Source organism: Cochleicola gelatinilyticus (assembly GCF_001637325.1).
Taxonomy (GTDB): domain Bacteria; phylum Bacteroidota; class Bacteroidia; order Flavobacteriales; family Flavobacteriaceae; genus Cochleicola; species Cochleicola gelatinilyticus.
On sequence record NZ_LRXL01000037.1, the window covers coordinates 309,914 to 330,092 of the forward strand.

Annotated in this window: 19 protein-coding genes and 1 pseudogene; 13 read left to right on the plus strand and 7 right to left on the minus strand. The window is 36.0% G+C overall.

Annotated features, from left to right (window positions below; translation table 11 throughout):
• The first annotated feature begins 52 nt into the window (after nucleotides 1–52).
• The 13 genes from ULVI_RS09010 (at nucleotide 53) to ULVI_RS09070 (ending at nucleotide 15,791) form a co-directional block, all read left to right on the plus strand.
• Nucleotides 53–2,344 carry an alpha-amylase family glycosyl hydrolase gene (locus ULVI_RS09010; protein WP_068591971.1) on the plus strand — a complete coding sequence of 764 codons (2,292 nt, stop codon included), beginning with the start codon at nucleotides 53–55 and terminating at the stop codon, nucleotides 2,342–2,344.
• A gap of 10 nt (nucleotides 2,345–2,354) precedes the next feature.
• On the plus strand, nucleotides 2,355–3,800 hold the full coding sequence (locus ULVI_RS09015; protein WP_068591973.1) for an alpha-amylase family glycosyl hydrolase: 1,446 nt from the start codon (nucleotides 2,355–2,357) through the stop codon (nucleotides 3,798–3,800).
• 175 nt (nucleotides 3,801–3,975) lie between these two features.
• Nucleotides 3,976–4,962 (plus strand): 6-phosphofructokinase, encoded by a 987-nt coding sequence (gene pfkA / locus ULVI_RS09020; RefSeq protein WP_068591975.1) that lies wholly within the window; start codon nucleotides 3,976–3,978, stop codon nucleotides 4,960–4,962.
• A 67-nt stretch (nucleotides 4,963–5,029) separates the two neighbouring features.
• A complete protein-coding gene (gap, locus tag ULVI_RS09025; protein WP_068591976.1) occupies nucleotides 5,030–6,028 on the plus strand; it encodes a type I glyceraldehyde-3-phosphate dehydrogenase in 999 nt (332 codons plus the stop codon).
• 2 nt (nucleotides 6,029–6,030) lie between these two features.
• Complete coding sequence (locus ULVI_RS09030) at nucleotides 6,031–6,906, plus strand: N-acetylglucosamine kinase (protein ID WP_068591978.1); 876 nt, start codon at nucleotides 6,031–6,033, stop codon at nucleotides 6,904–6,906.
• A gap of 108 nt (nucleotides 6,907–7,014) precedes the next feature.
• Nucleotides 7,015–8,523, plus strand: a complete 1,509-nt coding sequence (pgi, locus tag ULVI_RS09035) for a glucose-6-phosphate isomerase (RefSeq protein WP_068592562.1) — start codon at nucleotides 7,015–7,017, stop codon at nucleotides 8,521–8,523.
• A gap of 141 nt (nucleotides 8,524–8,664) precedes the next feature.
• Nucleotides 8,665–9,075: a hypothetical protein gene (locus tag ULVI_RS09040; RefSeq protein ID WP_068591980.1), complete on the plus strand. Its 411-nt coding sequence runs from the start codon at nucleotides 8,665–8,667 to the stop codon at nucleotides 9,073–9,075.
• Between the two features lie 3 nt (nucleotides 9,076–9,078).
• On the plus strand, nucleotides 9,079–9,744 hold the full coding sequence (locus tag ULVI_RS09045; protein WP_068591981.1) for a hypothetical protein: 666 nt from the start codon (nucleotides 9,079–9,081) through the stop codon (nucleotides 9,742–9,744).
• A complete protein-coding gene (locus ULVI_RS09050) occupies nucleotides 9,722–10,519 on the plus strand; it encodes a sensor histidine kinase (RefSeq protein ID WP_068591983.1) in 798 nt (265 codons plus the stop codon). The genes ULVI_RS09045 and ULVI_RS09050 overlap by 23 nt, the downstream gene beginning before the upstream one ends.
• Complete coding sequence (locus tag ULVI_RS09055; RefSeq protein WP_068591985.1) at nucleotides 10,516–11,190, plus strand: response regulator transcription factor; 675 nt, start codon at nucleotides 10,516–10,518, stop codon at nucleotides 11,188–11,190. Before ULVI_RS09050 ends, ULVI_RS09055 begins: the two co-directional genes overlap by 4 nt.
• 253 nt (nucleotides 11,191–11,443) lie before the next feature.
• Nucleotides 11,444–13,921, plus strand: a complete 2,478-nt coding sequence (locus tag ULVI_RS09060; protein WP_068591987.1) for an ATP-dependent Clp protease ATP-binding subunit — start codon at nucleotides 11,444–11,446, stop codon at nucleotides 13,919–13,921.
• A 56-nt stretch (nucleotides 13,922–13,977) separates the two neighbouring features.
• Nucleotides 13,978–14,427 carry a hypothetical protein gene (locus ULVI_RS09065; protein ID WP_068591990.1) on the plus strand — a complete coding sequence of 150 codons (450 nt, stop codon included), beginning with the start codon at nucleotides 13,978–13,980 and terminating at the stop codon, nucleotides 14,425–14,427.
• 5 nt (nucleotides 14,428–14,432) lie between these two features.
• On the plus strand, nucleotides 14,433–15,791 hold the full coding sequence (locus ULVI_RS09070) for a DUF5458 family protein (RefSeq protein ID WP_068591991.1): 1,359 nt from the start codon (nucleotides 14,433–14,435) through the stop codon (nucleotides 15,789–15,791).
• A 41-nt stretch (nucleotides 15,792–15,832) separates the two neighbouring features.
• On the opposite strand, the gene ULVI_RS09075 is transcribed toward ULVI_RS09070, so the two are convergent.
• The 7 genes and pseudogenes from ULVI_RS09075 to ULVI_RS09105 form a co-directional block, all read right to left on the minus strand.
• On the minus strand, nucleotides 15,833–16,246 hold the full coding sequence (locus ULVI_RS09075; protein WP_068591994.1) for a hypothetical protein: 414 nt from the start codon (nucleotides 16,244–16,246) through the stop codon (nucleotides 15,833–15,835).
• 612 nt (nucleotides 16,247–16,858) lie between these two features.
• Nucleotides 16,859–17,314 (minus strand): hypothetical protein, encoded by a 456-nt coding sequence (locus ULVI_RS09080; RefSeq protein WP_068591996.1) that lies wholly within the window; start codon nucleotides 17,312–17,314, stop codon nucleotides 16,859–16,861.
• A 4-nt stretch (nucleotides 17,315–17,318) separates the two neighbouring features.
• Nucleotides 17,319–17,876: pseudogene (locus ULVI_RS15330) on the minus strand (RHS repeat-associated core domain-containing protein); the annotation flags it as partial.
• A 122-nt stretch (nucleotides 17,877–17,998) separates the two neighbouring features.
• Entirely contained in the window at nucleotides 17,999–18,403 is a 405-nt protein-coding gene (locus ULVI_RS09090) for a VOC family protein (RefSeq protein ID WP_068592000.1), read from the minus strand.
• A gap of 10 nt (nucleotides 18,404–18,413) precedes the next feature.
• Complete coding sequence (locus tag ULVI_RS09095) at nucleotides 18,414–18,683, minus strand: hypothetical protein (RefSeq protein ID WP_241780969.1); 270 nt, start codon at nucleotides 18,681–18,683, stop codon at nucleotides 18,414–18,416.
• 406 nt (nucleotides 18,684–19,089) lie between these two features.
• Entirely contained in the window at nucleotides 19,090–19,353 is a 264-nt protein-coding gene (locus tag ULVI_RS09100; RefSeq protein ID WP_068592004.1) for a DUF6966 domain-containing protein, read from the minus strand.
• A 2-nt stretch (nucleotides 19,354–19,355) separates the two neighbouring features.
• Complete coding sequence (locus tag ULVI_RS09105; RefSeq protein ID WP_082830826.1) at nucleotides 19,356–19,880, minus strand: RHS repeat domain-containing protein; 525 nt, start codon at nucleotides 19,878–19,880, stop codon at nucleotides 19,356–19,358.
• Nucleotides 19,881–20,179 lie beyond the last annotated feature (299 nt).

Genomic DNA, 20,179 nt, shown 5'->3' on the forward strand with positions numbered 1-20,179 from the left:
CGATACATCGATTTGATAGTCCATTTACACTATTTATTTAAAAAGAAGGATCATGAAACTAACGACCACGCTACTAGTACTGAATATCCTATTATTCAGCGCTTGCAAAAAAGAAACTGAAATCGCAAGTTTCTATGAGCCCTCCATAATCGACGGAATGGCCACTCCGGTGTACCTCAATGAAAACAGCGGAGACATTTTATTAACCGACTATTTTTTAGATACCAATGCGATCGACTCTATAGCACCAAGCCAATATTACGATGCGGTCTTGGCTTCCGATAAAAAAACGGTACGGTATAAAATGGGGGATACTACGCCTTATGTAACCAATTTAAGAATCTGGACGGGAAACATTCCAAATGATATCCCTTTATTTAAAACCGACAAGCGATTGTTGGAAATTAGTGTTCCTGATGCTGATAAAACGTATACCGATTTAAAAATTAAAGGGCAATTTAGCAATTGGGAAACACAATCCATGAGCTATAAAGAGGGGGTCTGGAATTTCTCGATGCAGGCAACTCCAGGAGAACACCAGTATGTATTAATTAATGACGGAAAAGAAATGAGCGATCCTTATAATGATCGTTCGGTTTCTAATGGAATGGGTGGAACCAATTCGGTGGCTTCGTTACCAACAAACGAGGACAAGATTCCCGCTATAGAAACCCATAAAATTACTGAAGATGGATTCACTCTCACAACATCGGCCCCTACCGATCATGTGATTGCGTATTTAAATAACCAATTAATTCCTTCAGAAAAGGTTTCAATTTCTGAGAATTCCATATCTATTACAATTCCTTCAGATACCAATCCACGCTCTCACGTTCGTGTATATGCTGGAAATTCCTTCGGAAGAAGTAACGATGTATTGATCCCCCTTTCCGAAGGGAATATTGTTACCGATGCTTCCCAATTAAACCGAAGCGATTTTAGAACACAGATCATGTATTTTTTAATGGTCGATCGTTTTAAAGATGGCAATCTAGAAAACACACGTAAAGTGGCTAACGACAGTATTTTGCCAAAAGCGAATTATTACGGAGGGGATCTACAGGGTGTTTTAGACAAGATCAATGAGAATTATTTTTCAGATTTAGGAATTAACACCATTTGGCTGTCTCCAATCACCCAAAACCCAGAAGGTGCCTACGGCTTGTGGCCCGATCCATTGACCAAATTTTCTGGATATCACGGGTATTGGCCCATTAGCAATACGAAGATTGATGATCGTTTTGGTGACGAAACCGTTTTTAAAGAACTCATTGCAAAAGCGCACGCTAAAGGAATGAATGTTATTTTAGATTACGTCGCAAATCATGTTCATGAGGAGCACCCATTATACAAACAACATCCCGATTGGGCAACCGAATTGTATTTACCTGATGGCAGTTTAAATACCGAACGTTGGGATGACCACCGTTTAACCACTTGGTTCGATACGTTTATGCCTACACTCGATTTCAGCAAACCGGAAGTAGTAGAAAAAATGACCGATTCGGCAGCCTATTGGGTCACCAAATACGATTTAGATGGTTTTCGGCATGATGCCACCAAACACATTCAATTAGAATTTTGGCGCACGCTCACCAGGAAAGTAAAAGAGCGAACCGATCGTCCCGTGTATCAGGTAGGGGAGACTTATGGAAGTCCGGAGCTAATACGAAGCTACATCAATACCGGGATGCTCGACGCACAATTCGATTTTAATTTATACGATGCAAGTGTCAATGCTTTTGCAACCGGCGATTCTTTTGAGCGTCTCGGCAATACCTTGGAGCAAGGATTACGCTATTACGGCGATCATCACATGATGGGAAATATTACCGGAAACCAAGATCGGGCTCGTTTTATTAGTTATGCATCTGGTGATGTGCGGTTTGATGAAGATGCAAAAAAGGCGGGTTGGACCCGGGAGATTAAAATGAGTGATACCACTGCGTATAACAAACTAGCCATGTTACAGGCTTTTAACCTCACCATACCTGGAGTTCCTTGTATTTATTACGGCGATGAATATGGAAGCATTGGTGGAAACGATCCCGATAACAGAAAGATGATGCAATTTGATGGATTAGACGAAAATGAAGAAAAACTTAAAACCACAGTCACACAACTAATTGGTAAACGGAGAAACTCCATGGCCTTACAATACGGAAGCACTAAAGTAATGAGAGCGGATGACGCTATATTGATCATTCAGCGTCATTATTTTGATGATTTTGTAACTGTGATCTTCAATAAAGGTGATAAAGAAATTACTTTTGATGATACAACGGTGCCAGCTAATTCGTTTGCTTTAGTTGACAATACAACTATAAATTTTCAGAAAAAATAAACAAATAACTATGAAAAATATCACGCTACTTGTGGCTACTATGCTAGCATTCTGTGCATGTAAGAATGAAAAAAAGGAAGTTGCTTCGGAAACACCTTCCGTAGAAAAAACAATAACGATTACCGATGATGTATTAGAGCATGCAGTGATTTATGAAGCAAACATTCGTCAGTATTCCGAAGAGGGCAGCTTTAATGCATTTACTGAAGACATCCCTCAATTAAAGGAATTAGGGGTAAAAGTGATCTGGCTCATGCCGGTTTTTCCTATCTCTGAAACAAAACGAAAAGCTACCGGAGGTGATTTTGCCAGTTTAATTGAAGATGAAGCTGAACGAGAAAAAATGCTGGGGAGTTATTACGCCGTTACCGATTATACCCAAGTAAATCCGGAATTCGGTACTATGGAAGATCTTCAGAAATTGATAGACGTTGCCCACCAAAACGACATGTTTGTAATTCTTGACTGGGTTCCAAATCATACTGGTTGGGATCATGTTTGGATTAAAGAACATCCAGAATATTATACAAAAAATGAAAAAGGAGAAATTACAGAACCTATTAATCCTGATGGATCACTAGTGGGATGGGCCGATGTCGCAGATCTGGACTATGAAAATAAAGACCTGTGGAAAGAAATGACCGAAGACATGAAATTCTGGCTTACCGAGAATGGAGTTGATGGTTTTCGATGTGATGTAGCAGGATCGGTACCCGTAGAATTTTGGCAGTATTCAATTCCGAAACTTCGGGAGCAGAAAGATGTTTTTATGCTAGCCGAAGCGTGGGAACCAGAATTATTAAAAGATAATTTATTTGAAATGGCATATGCATGGGATGGTCATCATTTATTCAATGAGATCGCACAGGGAAATAAGAATGCTAATGGGTTCGATGCGTATATGGATAAAGTAGAAAAAGACTATGAAGATAATGATATTCTCATGAACTTTATTACTAATCACGATGAGAATTCATGGAATGGAACTATTAACGAACGAATGGGAGATGCTTCAGAAGCACTGTTAGCATTAAGTTATACTATGCCGGGAATGCCGTTAATATATAGCGGACAGGAATACGACCTCGATCACAGGTTGTTGTTTTTCGAGAAAGACGAGATCCCGCACACCAAAGGAAAGATGTGGCCTGTGCTTGAAAAATTGGGAACACTAAAAAATAACAACCCTGCCTTAGCCGGAGGAAAAAAAGCAGCGGGATATCTTCGAGTTCAGACATCAGCAGACGATGCGATACTTGCCTTCCGAAGAGATAATAAAGGAAAGGAATTGATCTATATTGCGAATCTCACAGAGGAACCAAGATCGTTTACCATCCCAATAACAGGAAGCTTTACAAATGCAATGACCGGAGAGGTTATGGAACTAAAAGAAGAGCAAAAGAATAATTTTATTCCTTGGCAGTATCTAATTTTGACGCGTGAAACAGATTTTTAAAATGTGATTACCGTTTCATTTTAAAAAAACCAGACTTAAGTGTGCTGGTTTTTTTGTTTTATCGCACTAAAATGCATGCTTTTAAAGGGATTAAAATAATATACTTATCAACCGAAAACGTTATAGTTTTTACAACACATTGCAGATATAAGGTTAAGGTTCTATATTTACATGAATGAGTACAAAATTAAAACGAATCGCAGTGCTTACCAGTGGTGGTGATGCTCCTGGAATGAATGCAGCCATACGTGCAGTAGTACGCTCTTGTGCCTATCACAAATTAGAGTGTGTAGGTGTTTTTAGAGGATACGAAGGGTTAATAGAAGGTGACTTTAAAGACCTCGACGCCCGTTCGGTCAAAAATATAATTAATCGAGGTGGAACCTTTTTAAAATCGGCACGCTCTAAGGGATTTCATACGAAAGAAGGAAGGCAGAAAGCATACGATCATCTCAAAAAAGCGCAAATAGATGCTTTGGTAACTATTGGCGGGGACGGAACATTTACTGGAGCCATTGTATTTAATGAGGAACATAACTTTCCTATTGTTGGTTTACCGGGTACGATCGATAATGATATTAACGGGACCGATTATACTATTGGCTATGATACCGCTTTAAATACTGTGGTTGAAGCCATCGACAAAATTAGAGATACCGCAAATTCTCATAACCGCTTGTTTCTTGTTGAGGTGATGGGGCGTGACGCTGGTGATATAGCGTTGAACGCAGGTATTGGAGCGGGAGCTGAAGAGATATTAATTCCAGAGCAGAATTTAGGGAAAGACCGACTTGTTGACTCTTTAAAAAGAAGTAAAAAATCTGGAAAATCTTCGAGCATTGTTGTAGTTGCTGAAGGCGACCAAATTGGAAAGAACATCTTCGGACTAGCAGATTACATTCGTGAAAATTTAGAAGAATATGAAGTTAAAGTAACCGTCTTGGGACACATTCAACGTGGTGGCGCACCAAGCTGTTACGATCGTGTGCTCGCAAGTCGTTTAGGAGTAGGAGCGGTAGATGCCTTATTGGCAGGAGAACGTGATGTAATGATTGGTCTTGTACATAACAAAGTGGTTTCAGTTCCTTTTAAAGAATCGTTAAAAGGTTCTAATAAGATTGATCTTGAGCTTATTAGGGTCGCCGATATTACTTCGATATAAAATAACTAAAATGTAATTCTGTTTTAATGTAAAACCTGCTTAAAACAGATAAAAAAATAAAGTTTTTATGAAAACAAAAATTGGAATTAACGGTTTTGGCCGAATAGGAAGAATCGCTTTTAGAATAGCATCCCAAAACGACGATGTTGAGGTAGTTGCAGTGAACGATCTGCTCGACGTGGAGCATCTTGCTTATTTATTGGAATACGACTCGGTACACGGGAAGTATCCTGGAACTGTTGAAGTAAAAGAAGGGAATTTATTGGTTGATGGAAAAAAAATCCGAGTAACATCAGAACGGAATCCTGAAGATTTAAAATGGGACACAGTTGAAGCCGAAATTGTTTTGGATTGTACCGGAATTTTTAAAGAAATTGATGATGCAGAAGCACATCTTAAAGCAGGGGCGAAGAAAGTGGTAATTTCAGCACCTTCAAAAACGGCTCCTATGTTTGTGATGGGGGTAAATCATTCCGAAGTAAAAGCAACAGATTCGATTGTTTCAAACGCATCTTGTACCACCAATTGTTTGGCACCACTGGCAAAGATCATCGATGATGAATACGGAATCGAAGAAGGACTTATGACGACCATTCACGCGTTGACAGCGACACAGTCAACAGTGGATCAACCCTCAAAGAAAAACTACCGATTAGGAAGAAGCGGTATTGCTAATATTATTCCCACCTCTACAGGTGCTGCCGTGGCTGTTACAAAGGTAATTCCAGCATTAGAAGGAAAGCTAACAGGAATGGCATTTAGAGTACCCACCGTAGATGTTTCTGTAGTAGATCTAACCGTGCGCACTAAAAAATCTGCCACTTACGAAGACATAAAGAAATTAATGAAAACAGCTTCAGAAGGTGCTTATAAAGGCATTGTCTCTTATACCGAAGAAGAAGTGGTGTCGATGGATTACAGAAGCGATCCCCATACGTGTAATTTTGATGCTGGTGCTGGTATTGCGCTTAATGATAATTTCTTTAAGTTAGTAGCTTGGTACGATAATGAATACGGCTATTCTGCTAAATTAGTAGATTTGGCAATTCATGTTGCAAAACTCTAACAATGCTCTTAATAACAGATGGTGGTTCTACAAAATGCGATTGGATTTTATTAGATAATTCAGGAAATGTAGTACTTCGAACCCGTACATTAGGTCTAAATCCCGCCGTAGTTCCCGAAGAACAAATGGAACTAAGAATAAGGAATAATAAAGACCTACATTCCCTATTTGAAAAGGTGACACAATTAGATTTCTATGGAGCTGGATGTGGTACCAGGACACCCCGAAAATTATTACAGAACATATTGGAACGTCTTTTTTACAATGCTACCATCACTGTGAACGAAGATACGGTTGCTGCAGTTCATGCTGCGACTACAACTCCTGGTATTGTTTGTATTTTGGGTACAGGGTCGAATAGTTGCTATTTCGATGGAACCGAGATTCACAATAGCGTATCGTCGTTAGGCTATACGCTTATGGATGAAGCCAGCGGGAACTATTTTGGAAAACGCCTTATTCGTGATTATTTTTATAATAAAATGCCCAGTGTTCTCGCAACAGAATTCGAACGTCGTTTCGAACTGGATCCCGATGTTATAAAAACAAACTTGTATAAAGAACCGAATCCGAATATGTATCTGGCCTCTTTTGCCGAATTTATTTTTAATCCCGGAGAAAACAGACCTACCTCGGCACAGGATATCAATGGGTATTTCTATAAATTAATTAGCGAAGGAATGCTTAAATTTATTGAATATCGAATTTTGTGTTATAAAGAAGCACAGCACGTTCCCATTCATTTTATAGGAAGCATTGCCCACTTTAGTGAAGATATTATTCGCGATTGCATGAAGCCTTATCATCTTGAGTTGGGTAAAATTATACGAAGACCTATCGACGGACTTATCGCATATTACGCAGCCAAAATGAACTAAATTTTATCAATTTTTAAAAATTGTTTGTAGTGTTGTTGTTTCGTTGTTGATTTGTATCACGTTTTTATAATTTCATTATTCATTATTCATTATTCATTTCCATTTTCTATGAGTTTTCCGAAAGTAAATCCCACCCAAACAACCGCTTGGAAAAAGTTACAATATCATTTTGAAGCGCTTAAGAAGGTGCACATGATGGACCTGTTTTCTGAAAACGTTTCTCGAAAATCAGATTTTAGTTATCAATGGGATGCTTTTGAAGTAGATATCTCAAAAAATAGAATTACTTCTGAAACGCTTTCGTTACTGTTTCAGTTAGCCGGTGAAACAAAATTGAAAGAGGCGATTGAAGCTCAATTTTCGGGAGTGGCCATTAATGAAACCGAAGATCGCGCAGTACTGCATACCGAGCTTCGAAACTTTAAGACAATGAAGCCTGAAGTGACTGAAGCCTTATCGCAAATGAAAGTGTTTTCAGAAAAAATAATTTCAGGAGTGTGGAAGGGGCATACTGGCAAACCTATTACCGATGTTGTAAATATAGGGATTGGAGGAAGTGATCTTGGTCCCGATATGGTGACCGAAGCGTTGGCATTTTATCGAAATCACTTAAACCTTCATTATATCTCGAATGTAGATGGCGATCATGTTATGGAGACGCTTAAAAAAGTAGATCCAGAAACAACTGTATTTCTCATTGTTTCTAAAACCTTTACCACTCAAGAGACACTTACCAATGCAAATACTGTACGAGAGTGGTTTCTCGAAACAGCTTCCGAAGTAGCAATCGCAAAACATTTTGTTGCAGTAAGCACTAATTTGGAAGCCGTACAGAAATTTGGGATTGCTTCAGAAAACATTTTTCCGATGTGGGACTGGGTAGGGGGGCGATTCTCACTGTGGAGCGCTGTAGGATTGTCTACATGTTGCGCAATAGGCTATAAAAATTTTGAATCTCTTCTGAAAGGAGCACACGCAATGGATATTCATTTTCAGGAAACCGATTTTTCTGAAAATATCCCAGTATTGTTGGGGTTATTATCGGTTTGGTATGCAAATTTTTTTAAGACCGAAACCGAAGCAGTAATTCCGTATTCACAATATTTAAATAAACTTGTCCCGTATTTGCAGCAAGCATTTATGGAAAGTAACGGAAAAGGAGTAGACCGCAACGGCAACGAGATTGAATATCAAACAGGGAGCGTTATTTGGGGAAGTACTGGGACCAATGCGCAACATGCGTTTTTTCAACTGCTTCATCAAGGAACTAAATTAATTCCAACAGATTTTATTGTTTTTACAGAATCGTTGCACAAAAAAATAGAGCATCAGAATAAACTATTATCTAATTTCTACGCACAAACTGAAGCATTATTATACGGTACAAAAGGGGAAGAAATGGAGACTCCATACAAAGTGTTTCAAGGAAATCGCCCAACCAATAGTATTGTTATTAAAAAGTTAACTCCTTATTCATTAGGAAGTCTGTTGGCTCTATACGAACATAAAATATTTGTTCAAGGCGTATTGTGGAATATTTTTAGTTACGACCAATGGGGTGTTGAGCTTGGAAAAAAAATCGCAGTAGAAAAACTAGCAAAACTTCAGAAAGAATAATTACACACAAATACCACACTTAGTACAAATTTTTCCTTTTCGAGAAGGTATAACATATTCTTTTACAAAAAATTAAAAAAATAGATATGTAATTACCGTTGGGTTGGTTACTTTTAAAAACTCAACCAAATAAACTCAATTATGGGAAATCCAACCAAAACGATTTCTTTAGATACAGCCCAGAAATGGACAAAAGTCTGGAGAAAGAAAGAAAGCAATTATAATAAGCACCATGAGTGCAAAGCGTTTTTAATTCCTACACAAGACCTTAAAGGAGTACTCGAAGAATTACATGAAGAAAAAGGACAAACGTACATTCGAGCCTATTTAGGAGTAGAAGTAGATCCTAATGACACTTCAAAAACCACCGAAAAATTAATTATTGTTGGAACAGAGAAGGTTACAAAAGACGGTAAAACGTATTACCGCGATTTGATTCCAAAAAGTGCTACATCGTATAAGGATCTAGCAAACCCTGACCCTAGTATTTGGGACTTTAGCCAACCGTGTCCACCAAAATGTGATGATATAAGTCCGTTAAATGGGGGGTAATTTATGGAAAACTTTACAGATCTTTTAGGAGATATTACTTTCTATCTGAGTATTTGTTTGCCATTTATATTCTTTATTAAATTCAGAAATAATGGATTAGCGTATCGGTCTTTTACATTATATCTTTTAGTAGTAGCAATTATTCAAGTAGGAATGAAATTATATGTTGCTCATATCGATCCCACCAGCAATCTTTTGTTCTTTGTTTACTATTTTGTATTGCAATTTATATTACTATCTATTTTTTATAAAAAACTACTTACATTTAAATGGGTATTATGGGTTATGATCGGGGTACTAATCTTTATTGGGTATCAATATTATAAGGATCCACAAATGTACTTTAGATACAACCCTACGGGAGTAGTTGTTACTCAAAGTATTCTTGTGTTATACAGCCTATTATATTTTTATCGACAGCTAATTACTAAAGGGAAATTTTTAATAATTAATATTGGATTGTTTTTTTATTTACTGTCGAGTATGCTCATATTTTCTTCTGGAAATCTTGTATTCAATGTCGATATTTCCAAGGAAGTATTAAGTTTATTAACAAATACAAATTTAGTTCTCTATTTCATTTTTCAAATTCTCATCTTACTAGAATGGTACATTAATTATTCAGGTTTCAATAGAAAAAATAAAAATGGATTCCTTAATTTCGAGTGAAGAGCAAATAGTTAGTATAGTTTTATATGCCGTTGGCGTCGTCATTTTTATGGCATTGGCAATTATTTTGTTTTTTTTCTTTTCTAGAAAACGTGTTATTAAAATTGAACTAGAGAAAGCGAACCTGCAAATAGAGCATCAAAAAGAGGTAATACAAACAAGTATTATTACCCAAGAGGAAGAGCGAAAACGAATCGCTCAAGATCTGCACGATGCGATTAGCTCTAAATTAAATATTGTTTCGTTAAATGCGAATTTATTAACTGAAACAGACATTACAACTACAGAAACCAATGCACTTGGAAAAAGTATTTTAAAAGTAACCTCAAATGTGTTAGAGAGTTCTCGAAAGATTGCTCATGCGTTACTTCCCCCAACGTTAGACAAATTTGGGATGGTGGCAGCTTTAGAGGAGCTATGTGAGGAAGTAGAAGAATCGGGTAGGTTTCAATTACATTGTAATTTTAAATATGAACTTGGATTGTTAGCTTCAGAAATGGAATTGCATTTATTTAGAATAGTTCAAGAGCTTTTCAGTAATACGATTAAATATGCTGAAGCAACTAAGATCTCAGTTCAGTTAACTTCAGAAGAAAAGATGGTATCTTTAATTTATAAAGACAACGGAAAGGGGTTCTCTGTTTTAGAAGCGAAAAAATCGAAAAGTTTAGGAATGACTGGAATCGAAAACAGAGCAGCCATTCTCAACGCCAATTGCACCATAGAATCGAGCCCCGGAAATGGAATGAATGTACATATACTCGTAGCATTATGAAAAATCAGATCCAAGTAGTCATTGCAGATGATGAAGAATTATTTAGGGTGGGACTTGCCCATATTCTTTCTCGTGATGAAGAAATAAATATACAATTTGAAGCTTCTAATGGTAAAGACTTGTTAGAATATTTAGCTTCTATTGAAAGCCTTCCCGATATTATTATTACCGATATTAAGATGCCCGAACTTAATGGAGTAGAAGCAACAAAAGTAATAAGTAAAGCATATGAGCAAATAGGAATAATCGCGCTAACCACCTTTAATACCAACCCTTTTATTAGAAACATGATCGATGTTGGAGCCAGTGCTTATTTAGTAAAAAATTCCTCTCCAGCTAAAGTACTTCATACCATTAAGCAGGTTTACTATAATGGATTTTACTACGATAATCACGTTATGAAAGTTTTAAATAATCGGTACGTAAGCACTCAAGATGCAGCGACCTCGGTGTACGATGAAGATTTTTTAACCCAACGTGAACGGGAAGTTTTGGAGCTTATTTGTAAACAATATAAAACCACCGAGATAGGAAAAAAACTATTTATTAGTCCACGAACGGTAGAAGTGCATCGAAAAAATTTACTGGATAAAACTGGTGTTAAAAACATAGCTGGATTAGTGGTATTCGCTATTCAAAACGACTTGGTACCTCCAATTTTTATAGATTGATTTTATTGCTTCGGAAAGAAAAGAATGAAATATTTTTATTTCGTAAAGAAATAGAACATCGAGACAAATAGAATGTTGCAACTTCTAATGGTACTCTTTGTGTTAATTAATTAGCCCTCCCTTCAATCTACATTTGTACAACAAACCATTAAAATGTGCTTTTTATCTAATTAATGAGATTAAAATAGGAATCACATATAGGATTTTAGTAATTTTAAGAAATTAACTTCTGTAACCAAAAATAATTTCATGTATGGGCGATTATACGCTTTCTGAAAAAGTAAAACAAGTTATTCATATCTCGCAGGCAATTGCGAGAGAATATGCACATCCAGAATATTCATCTGCACATCTTTTAAAGGCATTACTGCATAAAGATATTGGAATGCTTAAATATTTAGAAAGTATAGATCAAGATGCGTATTATGTAGAAGAATGGGCGGAGGTTCGTTTGGAGGCGCTCCCAAAGACCTCTAAAATACCTGAAAGTCCGGCAGGAGATGATTCGGTTGAGGCCGTGTTTTTTGAAGCGGATAACATTAAGTTAAAATTAGGCGATGATGATGTTACAGAGCACAGCTTGCTTATTGCGCTGTGTACTCCTGGGGTTGGATTTTCTTTCGAACAATTAAAAACATTTCCACTTACTCCTAAGGAACTGCTAGAAAAACTGGGAGGCGGAAAACAACCTGCTACTGGTGCTAGAGCTTCGGTTCCCAGTATGGGCGAAAGTGATGGAAAAGCTACCGGAACTACTACGCTTCAGAAATATTGCATCGATAAAACTGCCGAAGCACATGCAGAAACCCTTCTTAGAATATCGGGTCGGGATTCTGAAATTAAAATGATTACTGAAATTCTTGGAAGGCTCTATAAATCGAATGTCCTTATTCTAGGAGATCCCGGTGTTGGAAAAACGGTGATGCTGAATGCTTTGTCGTATGCCACAATTAGTGATAACATTCCGGCGCATTTAAAAGAAGCAAGGGTGTTCGAACTTGATTTTATAAGTCTTGTTTCTGGAGCGGGATATAAAGGAGAAATTGAAGATAGATTTCAAAAAGTATTTACCGAGATAAAACAATTTAGCAAACCCATATTGCTTATTGATGAGCTGAAAAACCTAACCGATAAGAATGCAGGTAATCAAGGGCTGGTTAATATTTTGAAGTCGGAGCTCATGAAAGGTGCTATTACCATAATCGCCACCGCAACCAACGACGCCTTTAGAAAACATATTGAAACAGACGAAGCTTTGTCAAGGCAGTTTGAAATTGTTCGCTTGTTAGAGCCAAATGAAAAAGATGCTTTGCGAATGATTAAAAATACGGTAGAGCATTATACCGGCCATCACGAACTAGACATTGATGATGAAACCATTTCTGAAGCCATACGACTTGCAAAACGATACAATAAAGAAAGAAGCCTTCCCGATTCTGCCGTAGATCTTATTGACCGTACCATGTCTGCTGCAAAATTTATGGTAGAAACTTCGCAACCCGAGATCACCACTTTTAAAAAGAATCTTGACGACCTTAAAAAGGAAAAGCGGGAAGAACATCTCGTATTAAGTGAACAGAGTTGGATGTACTCGCAATTAAAAGATAAGTTAAGTTATCTCCTATTTACTGAACTTGGAGAAGAAGATCATTTTGAAAATGTGACCACCTCTAAAGAAGGTTTTACGACGCTGAAAAAAGTATTATCAGGATTAGAAAAGGTGGCGAAAAAAGAAAAGAAGAATGTTAATAAAAATGACATTGCAGCAACCATAGCTAATAAAACGGGTATTCCTACTGGAAAACTTCAGGCAGATGAAAAAGAGAAGCTTCTTAATATGGAAGACCAACTTAGAAAGCGAGTAATTGGTCAAGATCATGCCATCGCCACTATTACTGAAGCTGTTTTAGAATCTCGTTCTGGATTAAGTAAACCAGGACTTCCTATTGGGTCGTTCTTTTTTTCAGGACCAACTGGAACTGGAAAAACAGAACTTGCAAAAGCCTTAGCAGAGTTTTTATTTCAAACTGAAACCTCGATCATTCGTTTCGATATGTCCGAATTTAAAGAAGAGCATTCTGCCGCATTACTATATGGAGCACCTCCAGGATATGTAGGGTACGAAGAAGGTGGTTTGCTTGTAAATAAAATTCGTCAAAAACCGTATTCGATCGTATTATTCGATGAAATAGAAAAAGCGCACCCTTCGGTATTCGATATATTTCTTCAGATTCTTGACGAAGGGAAATTACATGACCGTTTAGGGAAAGAAGGTGATTTCTCTAATGCAGTAATTTTGTTTACTTCAAATATAGGAAGTCAACATATTGTAGATTCTTTTGCGAAAAAGAAAATTCCTAAATCAAGTGATTTATTGGAAATGATGGGAAATCATTTTCGTCCAGAATTTTTAGGAAGATTAACAGAGATTATTCCATTTTCACCTATTACAGAAGAACATATCGTTAAGATATTTAATATTCAACTAAAAGATCTACTCAAAGCATTAGACAAGCAAGAAATAAGTTTAAAGCTTTCAGAAAAAGCTACAAAACATTTAGCAAAAAAAGGATTTACTCCGAAATACGGAGCACGCCCCCTTAGAGGTGTGATTAGGAGTGACTTAAGATCACCACTTTCAAAAATGATTATTTCTGGAAAAGTGGTGAAAGGAGCCGATATCTCTGTCGATATTGACAAAAAGAATGAATTAAAATGGAAGATTACCTAATTTTTTAGGTAGTGCACAAAAAAAATGAATATATTTATAGTTAAAATTCACTAGTTATGAGCGATACATATGGATTAGGGGGTACCGAAGTAAAAACTGACGCAAATGAAGCGATACAGGAAATTCCTCAAAATAGAACCCTTTTAGTTGAAAAATTAACACACGACCAACCTCTAAAACCCGAAGTTGTAACAGGTTTAAAAACGATCGATGAAGTCTTCGAACATTATAAGCCGAATGTAGATGTCGAATTCGAGGATGCCGACGGTGTTAACAAAAAAGAGAACTTAAAGTTTAGTAATCTGGGAGATTATGGCGAGAAAGGAATTACACGTCAAAGCGAGTTTTTAAAAGGGTTACATACCGAAAAAGACCAATATGTAAAGGTAATGAAGCAGTTAAAGACCAATAAAATTTTAAAAGCTGCCTTAACAGACCCTGATGCAAAACAAGCATTACTGGAATCCATTAGAGCATTACTAACCGAAATTGAAGAAAACAAATAAAAGATATGGCTAAATCTGCTAACAAAGAACAAGCGTTTTCCCCGGTAGCTAACCCTACCAAACATTTAAAAGAAAAAAGTGATGAACTTGCCAAATATGGTGGATTCGATTTACTGGAAGCTAGTATTGAAGGTGTTCAAAATATGAACCCTGATAGAAAAGCTCGAAAGAAAATTTTCTTAACGGAAAATAATAAAAAGGAAGGTCGAGATACACTAAAAAAGACTTTAGAAATATGGTCCTCTATATTGTCCAGTTCTGATAGTATTTCTGAAATGGTAGAAGAATCTGAAAAAAGATCTAAATCTGCAGGTGTTACTTTAAATAAAAACTTGGGTAAAGCAATTAATGAAACCAGAGATTTAGAACGTTCTTATCGTTCTATGGCTTTATTTTACAAGAATACCGAATCTGATAAAATTAAAAATATTTCGATTGTTAATGCAGAATTAGAGCAATTAAAAGATTTGGATAATACACGATTTATCGATGCTATCTCTTCTGAATTAAATGCAACTTACGATCGATTAGATCTACGTGAAAATTACGGAATTTTAGTAATCCCTGGATATTTAGGGTCTAATAAGGTTGTTGAAAAGTGGGCGAAAATTGCCCATGAGAACAAAGTAATGTTAGTAACAGATTTTGAGCATTTAGACGAGCCAGACGATGTTATGGAAATGTTTGAAGCTGCTAATTTAACGGGTGGTGATAAATATCGCTCTAATGTAATTATGGGCTGTAACTGGCTTGTAGGCCGTGGAAAACATGACGAAGTAGGTGAGGAAGACGATTTATTTGTTCCTCCATCTGGAGCTTTGGCAGGAAAAATTTATAATACATTAATGTCTCAAGTAACTGCTGGTAAGAAATTTGGTGGATTAAATGAAGTAGACGGTGTACGTTTCGATCTTAAGAAAAGTGAGATTGCACAATTGGAAAAAATGGGCTTGGTACCTATGGTGAACGAATATGGTAAAGTAATGGCATTTTCTGCTAAAACTTTATTTAACGGAGATAACCTTGGACTGCAAACGTATTCGGTAGTTCGTGTATTCGATTATGTAACCAAAGTATTAATGGATTTCTTAAACCGACGGGCTTTCGAAAACTTTAATGCCCGTACTCGTAAAGAATTAATGGGGCAAATTGTGAAATTCCTTGATGGAATTACAGGACCAGATAAGTTAATAGAAGATTTCTCGATTCGACGTTTCGAACAGGATCCAAATCAGAAAGATCGTGTGTATTTAGATATTCATATGAAACCTTACTTCCCTGCGAAGAACTTTATGATTAAAATGGACGGTCAAAAAGGAGATGATGGTAACGAATGGGATGCAGAATACGAACAACAGAAATAAACTTTCCTACATATCCTATTTACAAAAAGACAGTTATTAAATTAACTGTCTTTTTTTATGTCGTTTCGAGCCTTCATCATTTTAAGTATTCTTGGAAGCGAAAATACGATGACGAGAACAATAATGATATGCCATGTATATCGTTCTAAAAAAGAACCACCTTGACTTTTTACGAAATAAGGATTTTCTCTTTGATACACTACTTTTATAGAGTCACCCACGTCTTTAAATGAGCCTACGAGAGGGATGTGAAGCAGTTGAACCTGATTATCGATGGTGTCACCATCTACAGTAACATAGCGAACCTTAGCGGTTTCTACCGAACGTCGGCTTTTCATTTCTAAGTTTATCGCTGTGATAACAGCGTCAACTTCTACATATTCGGGTTCTTCCTGTGCAACGATGTGCGTGGTTATTAAAAGAAAAAAAAGAAAGAATAATGAATTTAATTTCATGATAAATAAAGATTGATAGGGAAGTCAACTATGAAGATACAGAAATTATACTAAAAGTAATGCGTTAAAATTGATTGACTGTTGTTTATAAAACCAAAAGAGAGATGCTTTCTAAACTTGAGCTAATGTACGAACCTTCCCATGTTTTTTCGCCAGCTTCGTTGTACCCACCAAAGGCGGGCAGGCATTTCTACAGGTGTGCCCAAATAATCGGTGACAATCGAGTAGGAGTGACCATCTATAATTTTTGCGGCAGGTTTAATTCCTACGCGCCATCTCGCCCCTCACTAAAATAGTCCACAGAACTATTTCTTAACGATTGGTCGCATCAAACACCCAAGTTACCAATTTATCTAATGGCTCAGGGCGGTCGTTCTCTAGTACTCCATCTTCATTTACCACGAGCTGTGGTCGGTCGTTTAGATTGTACTTCCATTCGTGGAGTGGCGTATTTCCGTCCCAAATAAACCGTGTAATTTTAGCTCCTTTATGCGTTGGTTTTATTTTGGCTGTTCGACGACCTATGCGAGAGTAATCAGATCTATTATTTGAAAATATATTTTAATGAACATCTATTGGTCTAAAAAATATATCCTGAAGTAAAGAGATAATTTAATAAAGTTCTGGTAAATCATATTTTTCTTTTAATCTTTGATTCTCCACTACTATAATATCCCAAAGATTATTCAATTCTGGTTTAAAATTGTAACATAACCAACCATTGTTATTTTTCAAGCTATTCTTGGTAGTCTTTAAATTTTCATATAGCTTTTGAGTTGGTAAAAAATCAAGTTGGTTATTTTTAAAAGATCCTATGTAATAAATAATTAGCCATGACCATTTTTCGTCGTTACTTATTTTAATCATTTCATTAATGATTAAATTAATATCGAAGTTTTGTTCTTTTAAAAGGTGTTTTTTTATTAGAAATGTTGCAATATCTGTATCGGTCGGCATATAAACATATTCTGTTCTTATCTCATATTTACCTTGCCCAGTTAAAAACTCGAAAATATCTTTATTTTTTTCAGCATCTCTAAAAAGATTATCTATATCATTTCTTATCATAAAGTTATAATATTTTACTAATATTAACTTGATCAATAGGTACTTGGTTTATAACTGCTTCAGGAATACCACCAGATGTAACTCCTCTAGGTACAAATAACTCATTAGCTCCTGACATATCAGAATTAGGAGCTCTCAAGTTATATTTTTGAGGATTTGGAATATCAATTCTATGAACTCCTCCTTTGTTTTGCCAACCTCCGTTTGGAATACCTAAGGCTTTCTCAATTTTTGAAATATCTCCTGCAGAATCAGTTAGTAAATTGTCAATATGATTACTTGGAGCAACAAACTGACCATCTGGTCTCCCAATTTTTTTTGCATTCTTTATAAATTTTTCATAAGCATCACCAGTAACCAAATATGAAGCTCCAGTTTTAAAATCCTTGTGAACGTTGCAATCAGATAAACCAAAGGGGTGTTTCCTAACTAAAGAATCTGAGGTATATGCATAAAAATTCGGATTATTGCCTCTTAATCGAATCGGATCTTTACTCAAATAAACCCCTTCATCCGCAGAGTAAAAGCAAAACCTATTATAATAAAGCCCCGTCACCTCATCATGATACTGTCCCTAATATCTATACGGGCGAATCGTTAAAGAAAATATTATAGATTTTTTTGTTCCACTTCGAATTCAGACTTTTAATACTTTCATAACCGAAATAACCTATTCATTATAGATTAATACTTTTTTGCATCTTTACCCAAAAAGTCATAATAGTCTTCAAATATTGAAAATTCGTTCCCAAAAGGATCTTTTAAGTAAAACATAATACCTAAAGGGTGCTCAATAAATTCATTTCCGTTAGGGAAAGGGGATATTCCAGAATTATTTGAAAACTCTATTTTTTTTATTCTTTCAAACTCTTTTTTACAATCTTCGACTTGAATGGCAAAAGAATTCGCATTTGGGTTGTCAATGCTTTTCTTCAAAATAGTTGATAAACAAATTGAACTTTTTTTATGCTTCAATAAAATATTACCATTTCCAAAATTATGTGAAAAATCAAACATTTTAAGTTCATTTACATAAAAAGCGATAGTTTTTTCAACTGACTCAATTTCCAAAAATATATCGAATCTCATAATTAATTTTTTATTTACAAGAAACTCGAGCTCTCATATCGGCTACTGTTTCACCGTTTGCAAACTTTTTTAATTTTATTCTTTTTGTTCCAGTTTCTTTTACAGCTTCGAGTTCTACTTTATAATAGTCACTTCTTACCGCTCTTCCATCTGTACCAATATCAACAACTTTATAGCCCGCAGCAATTTTATCTTTTAACCATTGTTTGTTCCAATCGACTGCCTTTTGAAAATCTGTATCAGGCATTCCACCAGCCAACCCAATTGGATCCTGACTCAAATAAACCCCTTCATCGGCACTATAATACCGAAACCTATTATAATACAGACCAGTATCTTCAGCGCACCTGCTCGCCCATCACTATGTGATTTCCACCGGACATCAAATGGTCGTTCTGTCGCGTACTGGCCTTGATATCGAAACGGACAATCATTGCCAACTCGAACCTTCTCTGAAGTAGACCATGTTGATTATTTGTTAATAGTCGGTCCAATCAAGTTATTAAACTAGTTATCGGCTTTTAGATGGTCTTTTTAATACGGAATATGGGAGTGTCGTTGAATTCGATTTTTTTTGATGTTTTATAGCATCAAATAGCAATGTCAAAATAATTTGCCCCCATAATTTTGGCTTTTTAATATTCTATCTATTGATAAAGCAAAATTTTTGCACTAAAAATTGAATTTTAGTTAGTAATTTCGTTATACAATTTTTTTCTTAATTTATCAAGTTCCACGTTTTCTTTATAACAAAGACGACCTTCTCGATAGAGCACCAAATCATTAAATGAACCCATACCACCGTAAATCTTCAAGATTTTTCGCTTCAATTTTTTTTTATCTGAAACTTCAATCTCCTTTAGAAAATTATCGAAAACAGATGTCCATTCTCTTTCTCCCACATTTCTGAAAATTTCTAAAATGTTTTTTAAAATATCTTTTAGATTCATAATTATAAAATTAATGGATAACTATCTAAAATTTCAATACCTTCTATTAACCAAGGTTTTTCTACAACTATTTGTTGTGTACCTCCTAAAAATATTCCGCCTTGAGGCCCTACGGTACCCGTATGAATTGTAGTTCCGGCAGGTATTTTAACTTTGTAACCTGTATCTAATATAGATTTACTTCCATCAGGCCATTGTGGTAGGATGGCTTTATCGATTCTAGTTTGTAAAACACTTTTTGGAGCGTCTTTAGAAAAGAATTGACCTAATGGTATTCCTTTTTTTCCAGCTCTATATAAAATCATATCTTCCTCAATTACTCTAGAAGTATATTTACCACCTAAAAAGGTAGATGACATTTCATCACTTAATTTTGAACACTCTGATAATCCTAATGGGTCAATCCAAATATTACTGTTATGCGTATAGGAATGAAGAGTAGGGTTGTTACCTGCCAATCCAATCGGATCTTGACTCAAATAAATCCCTTCATCGGCACTATAATACCGAAACCTATTATAATACAAACCAGTATCTTCAGCGCACCTGCTCGCCCATCACTATGTGATGTCCACCGGACATCAAATGGTCTTTCTGTCGCGTACTGGTCTTGATATCGAAACGGACAATCATTGCCAACTCGAACCTTCTCTGAAGTAGACCATGAGCACTATTTGTTAATACTCGGCCCAATCAAATTATTTAACTAAGTATTGGCTTTTAGATGGTCTTTTTAATACAGAATATGGGAGTGACATGGAATTCGATTTTTTTAATGTTCTATAGCATTAAATAGCAATGTCAACTGTAAACTAAATTATATTTT

Coding starts and splice junctions, on each gene's coding strand:
- ULVI_RS09010 (WP_068591971.1), top strand. CDS start 53: ATGAAACTAACGACCACGCTACTAGTACTGAATATCCTATTATTCAGC.
- ULVI_RS09015 (WP_068591973.1), top strand. CDS start 2,355: ATGAAAAATATCACGCTACTTGTGGCTACTATGCTAGCATTCTGTGCA.
- pfkA (WP_068591975.1), top strand. CDS start 3,976: ATGAGTACAAAATTAAAACGAATCGCAGTGCTTACCAGTGGTGGTGAT.
- gap (WP_068591976.1), top strand. CDS start 5,030: ATGAAAACAAAAATTGGAATTAACGGTTTTGGCCGAATAGGAAGAATC.
- ULVI_RS09030 (WP_068591978.1), top strand. CDS start 6,031: ATGCTCTTAATAACAGATGGTGGTTCTACAAAATGCGATTGGATTTTA.
- pgi (WP_068592562.1), top strand. CDS start 7,015: ATGAGTTTTCCGAAAGTAAATCCCACCCAAACAACCGCTTGGAAAAAG.
- ULVI_RS09040 (WP_068591980.1), top strand. CDS start 8,665: ATGGGAAATCCAACCAAAACGATTTCTTTAGATACAGCCCAGAAATGG.
- ULVI_RS09045 (WP_068591981.1), top strand. CDS start 9,079: ATGGAAAACTTTACAGATCTTTTAGGAGATATTACTTTCTATCTGAGT.
- ULVI_RS09050 (WP_068591983.1), top strand. CDS start 9,722: ATGGATTCCTTAATTTCGAGTGAAGAGCAAATAGTTAGTATAGTTTTA.
- ULVI_RS09055 (WP_068591985.1), top strand. CDS start 10,516: ATGAAAAATCAGATCCAAGTAGTCATTGCAGATGATGAAGAATTATTT.
- ULVI_RS09060 (WP_068591987.1), top strand. CDS start 11,444: ATGGGCGATTATACGCTTTCTGAAAAAGTAAAACAAGTTATTCATATC.
- ULVI_RS09065 (WP_068591990.1), top strand. CDS start 13,978: ATGAGCGATACATATGGATTAGGGGGTACCGAAGTAAAAACTGACGCA.
- ULVI_RS09070 (WP_068591991.1), top strand. CDS start 14,433: ATGGCTAAATCTGCTAACAAAGAACAAGCGTTTTCCCCGGTAGCTAAC.
- ULVI_RS09075 (WP_068591994.1), bottom strand. CDS start 16,246: ATGAAATTAAATTCATTATTCTTTCTTTTTTTTCTTTTAATAACCACG.
- ULVI_RS09080 (WP_068591996.1), bottom strand. CDS start 17,314: ATGATAAGAAATGATATAGATAATCTTTTTAGAGATGCTGAAAAAAAT.
- ULVI_RS09090 (WP_068592000.1), bottom strand. CDS start 18,403: ATGAGATTCGATATATTTTTGGAAATTGAGTCAGTTGAAAAAACTATC.
- ULVI_RS09100 (WP_068592004.1), bottom strand. CDS start 19,353: ATGAATCTAAAAGATATTTTAAAAAACATTTTAGAAATTTTCAGAAAT.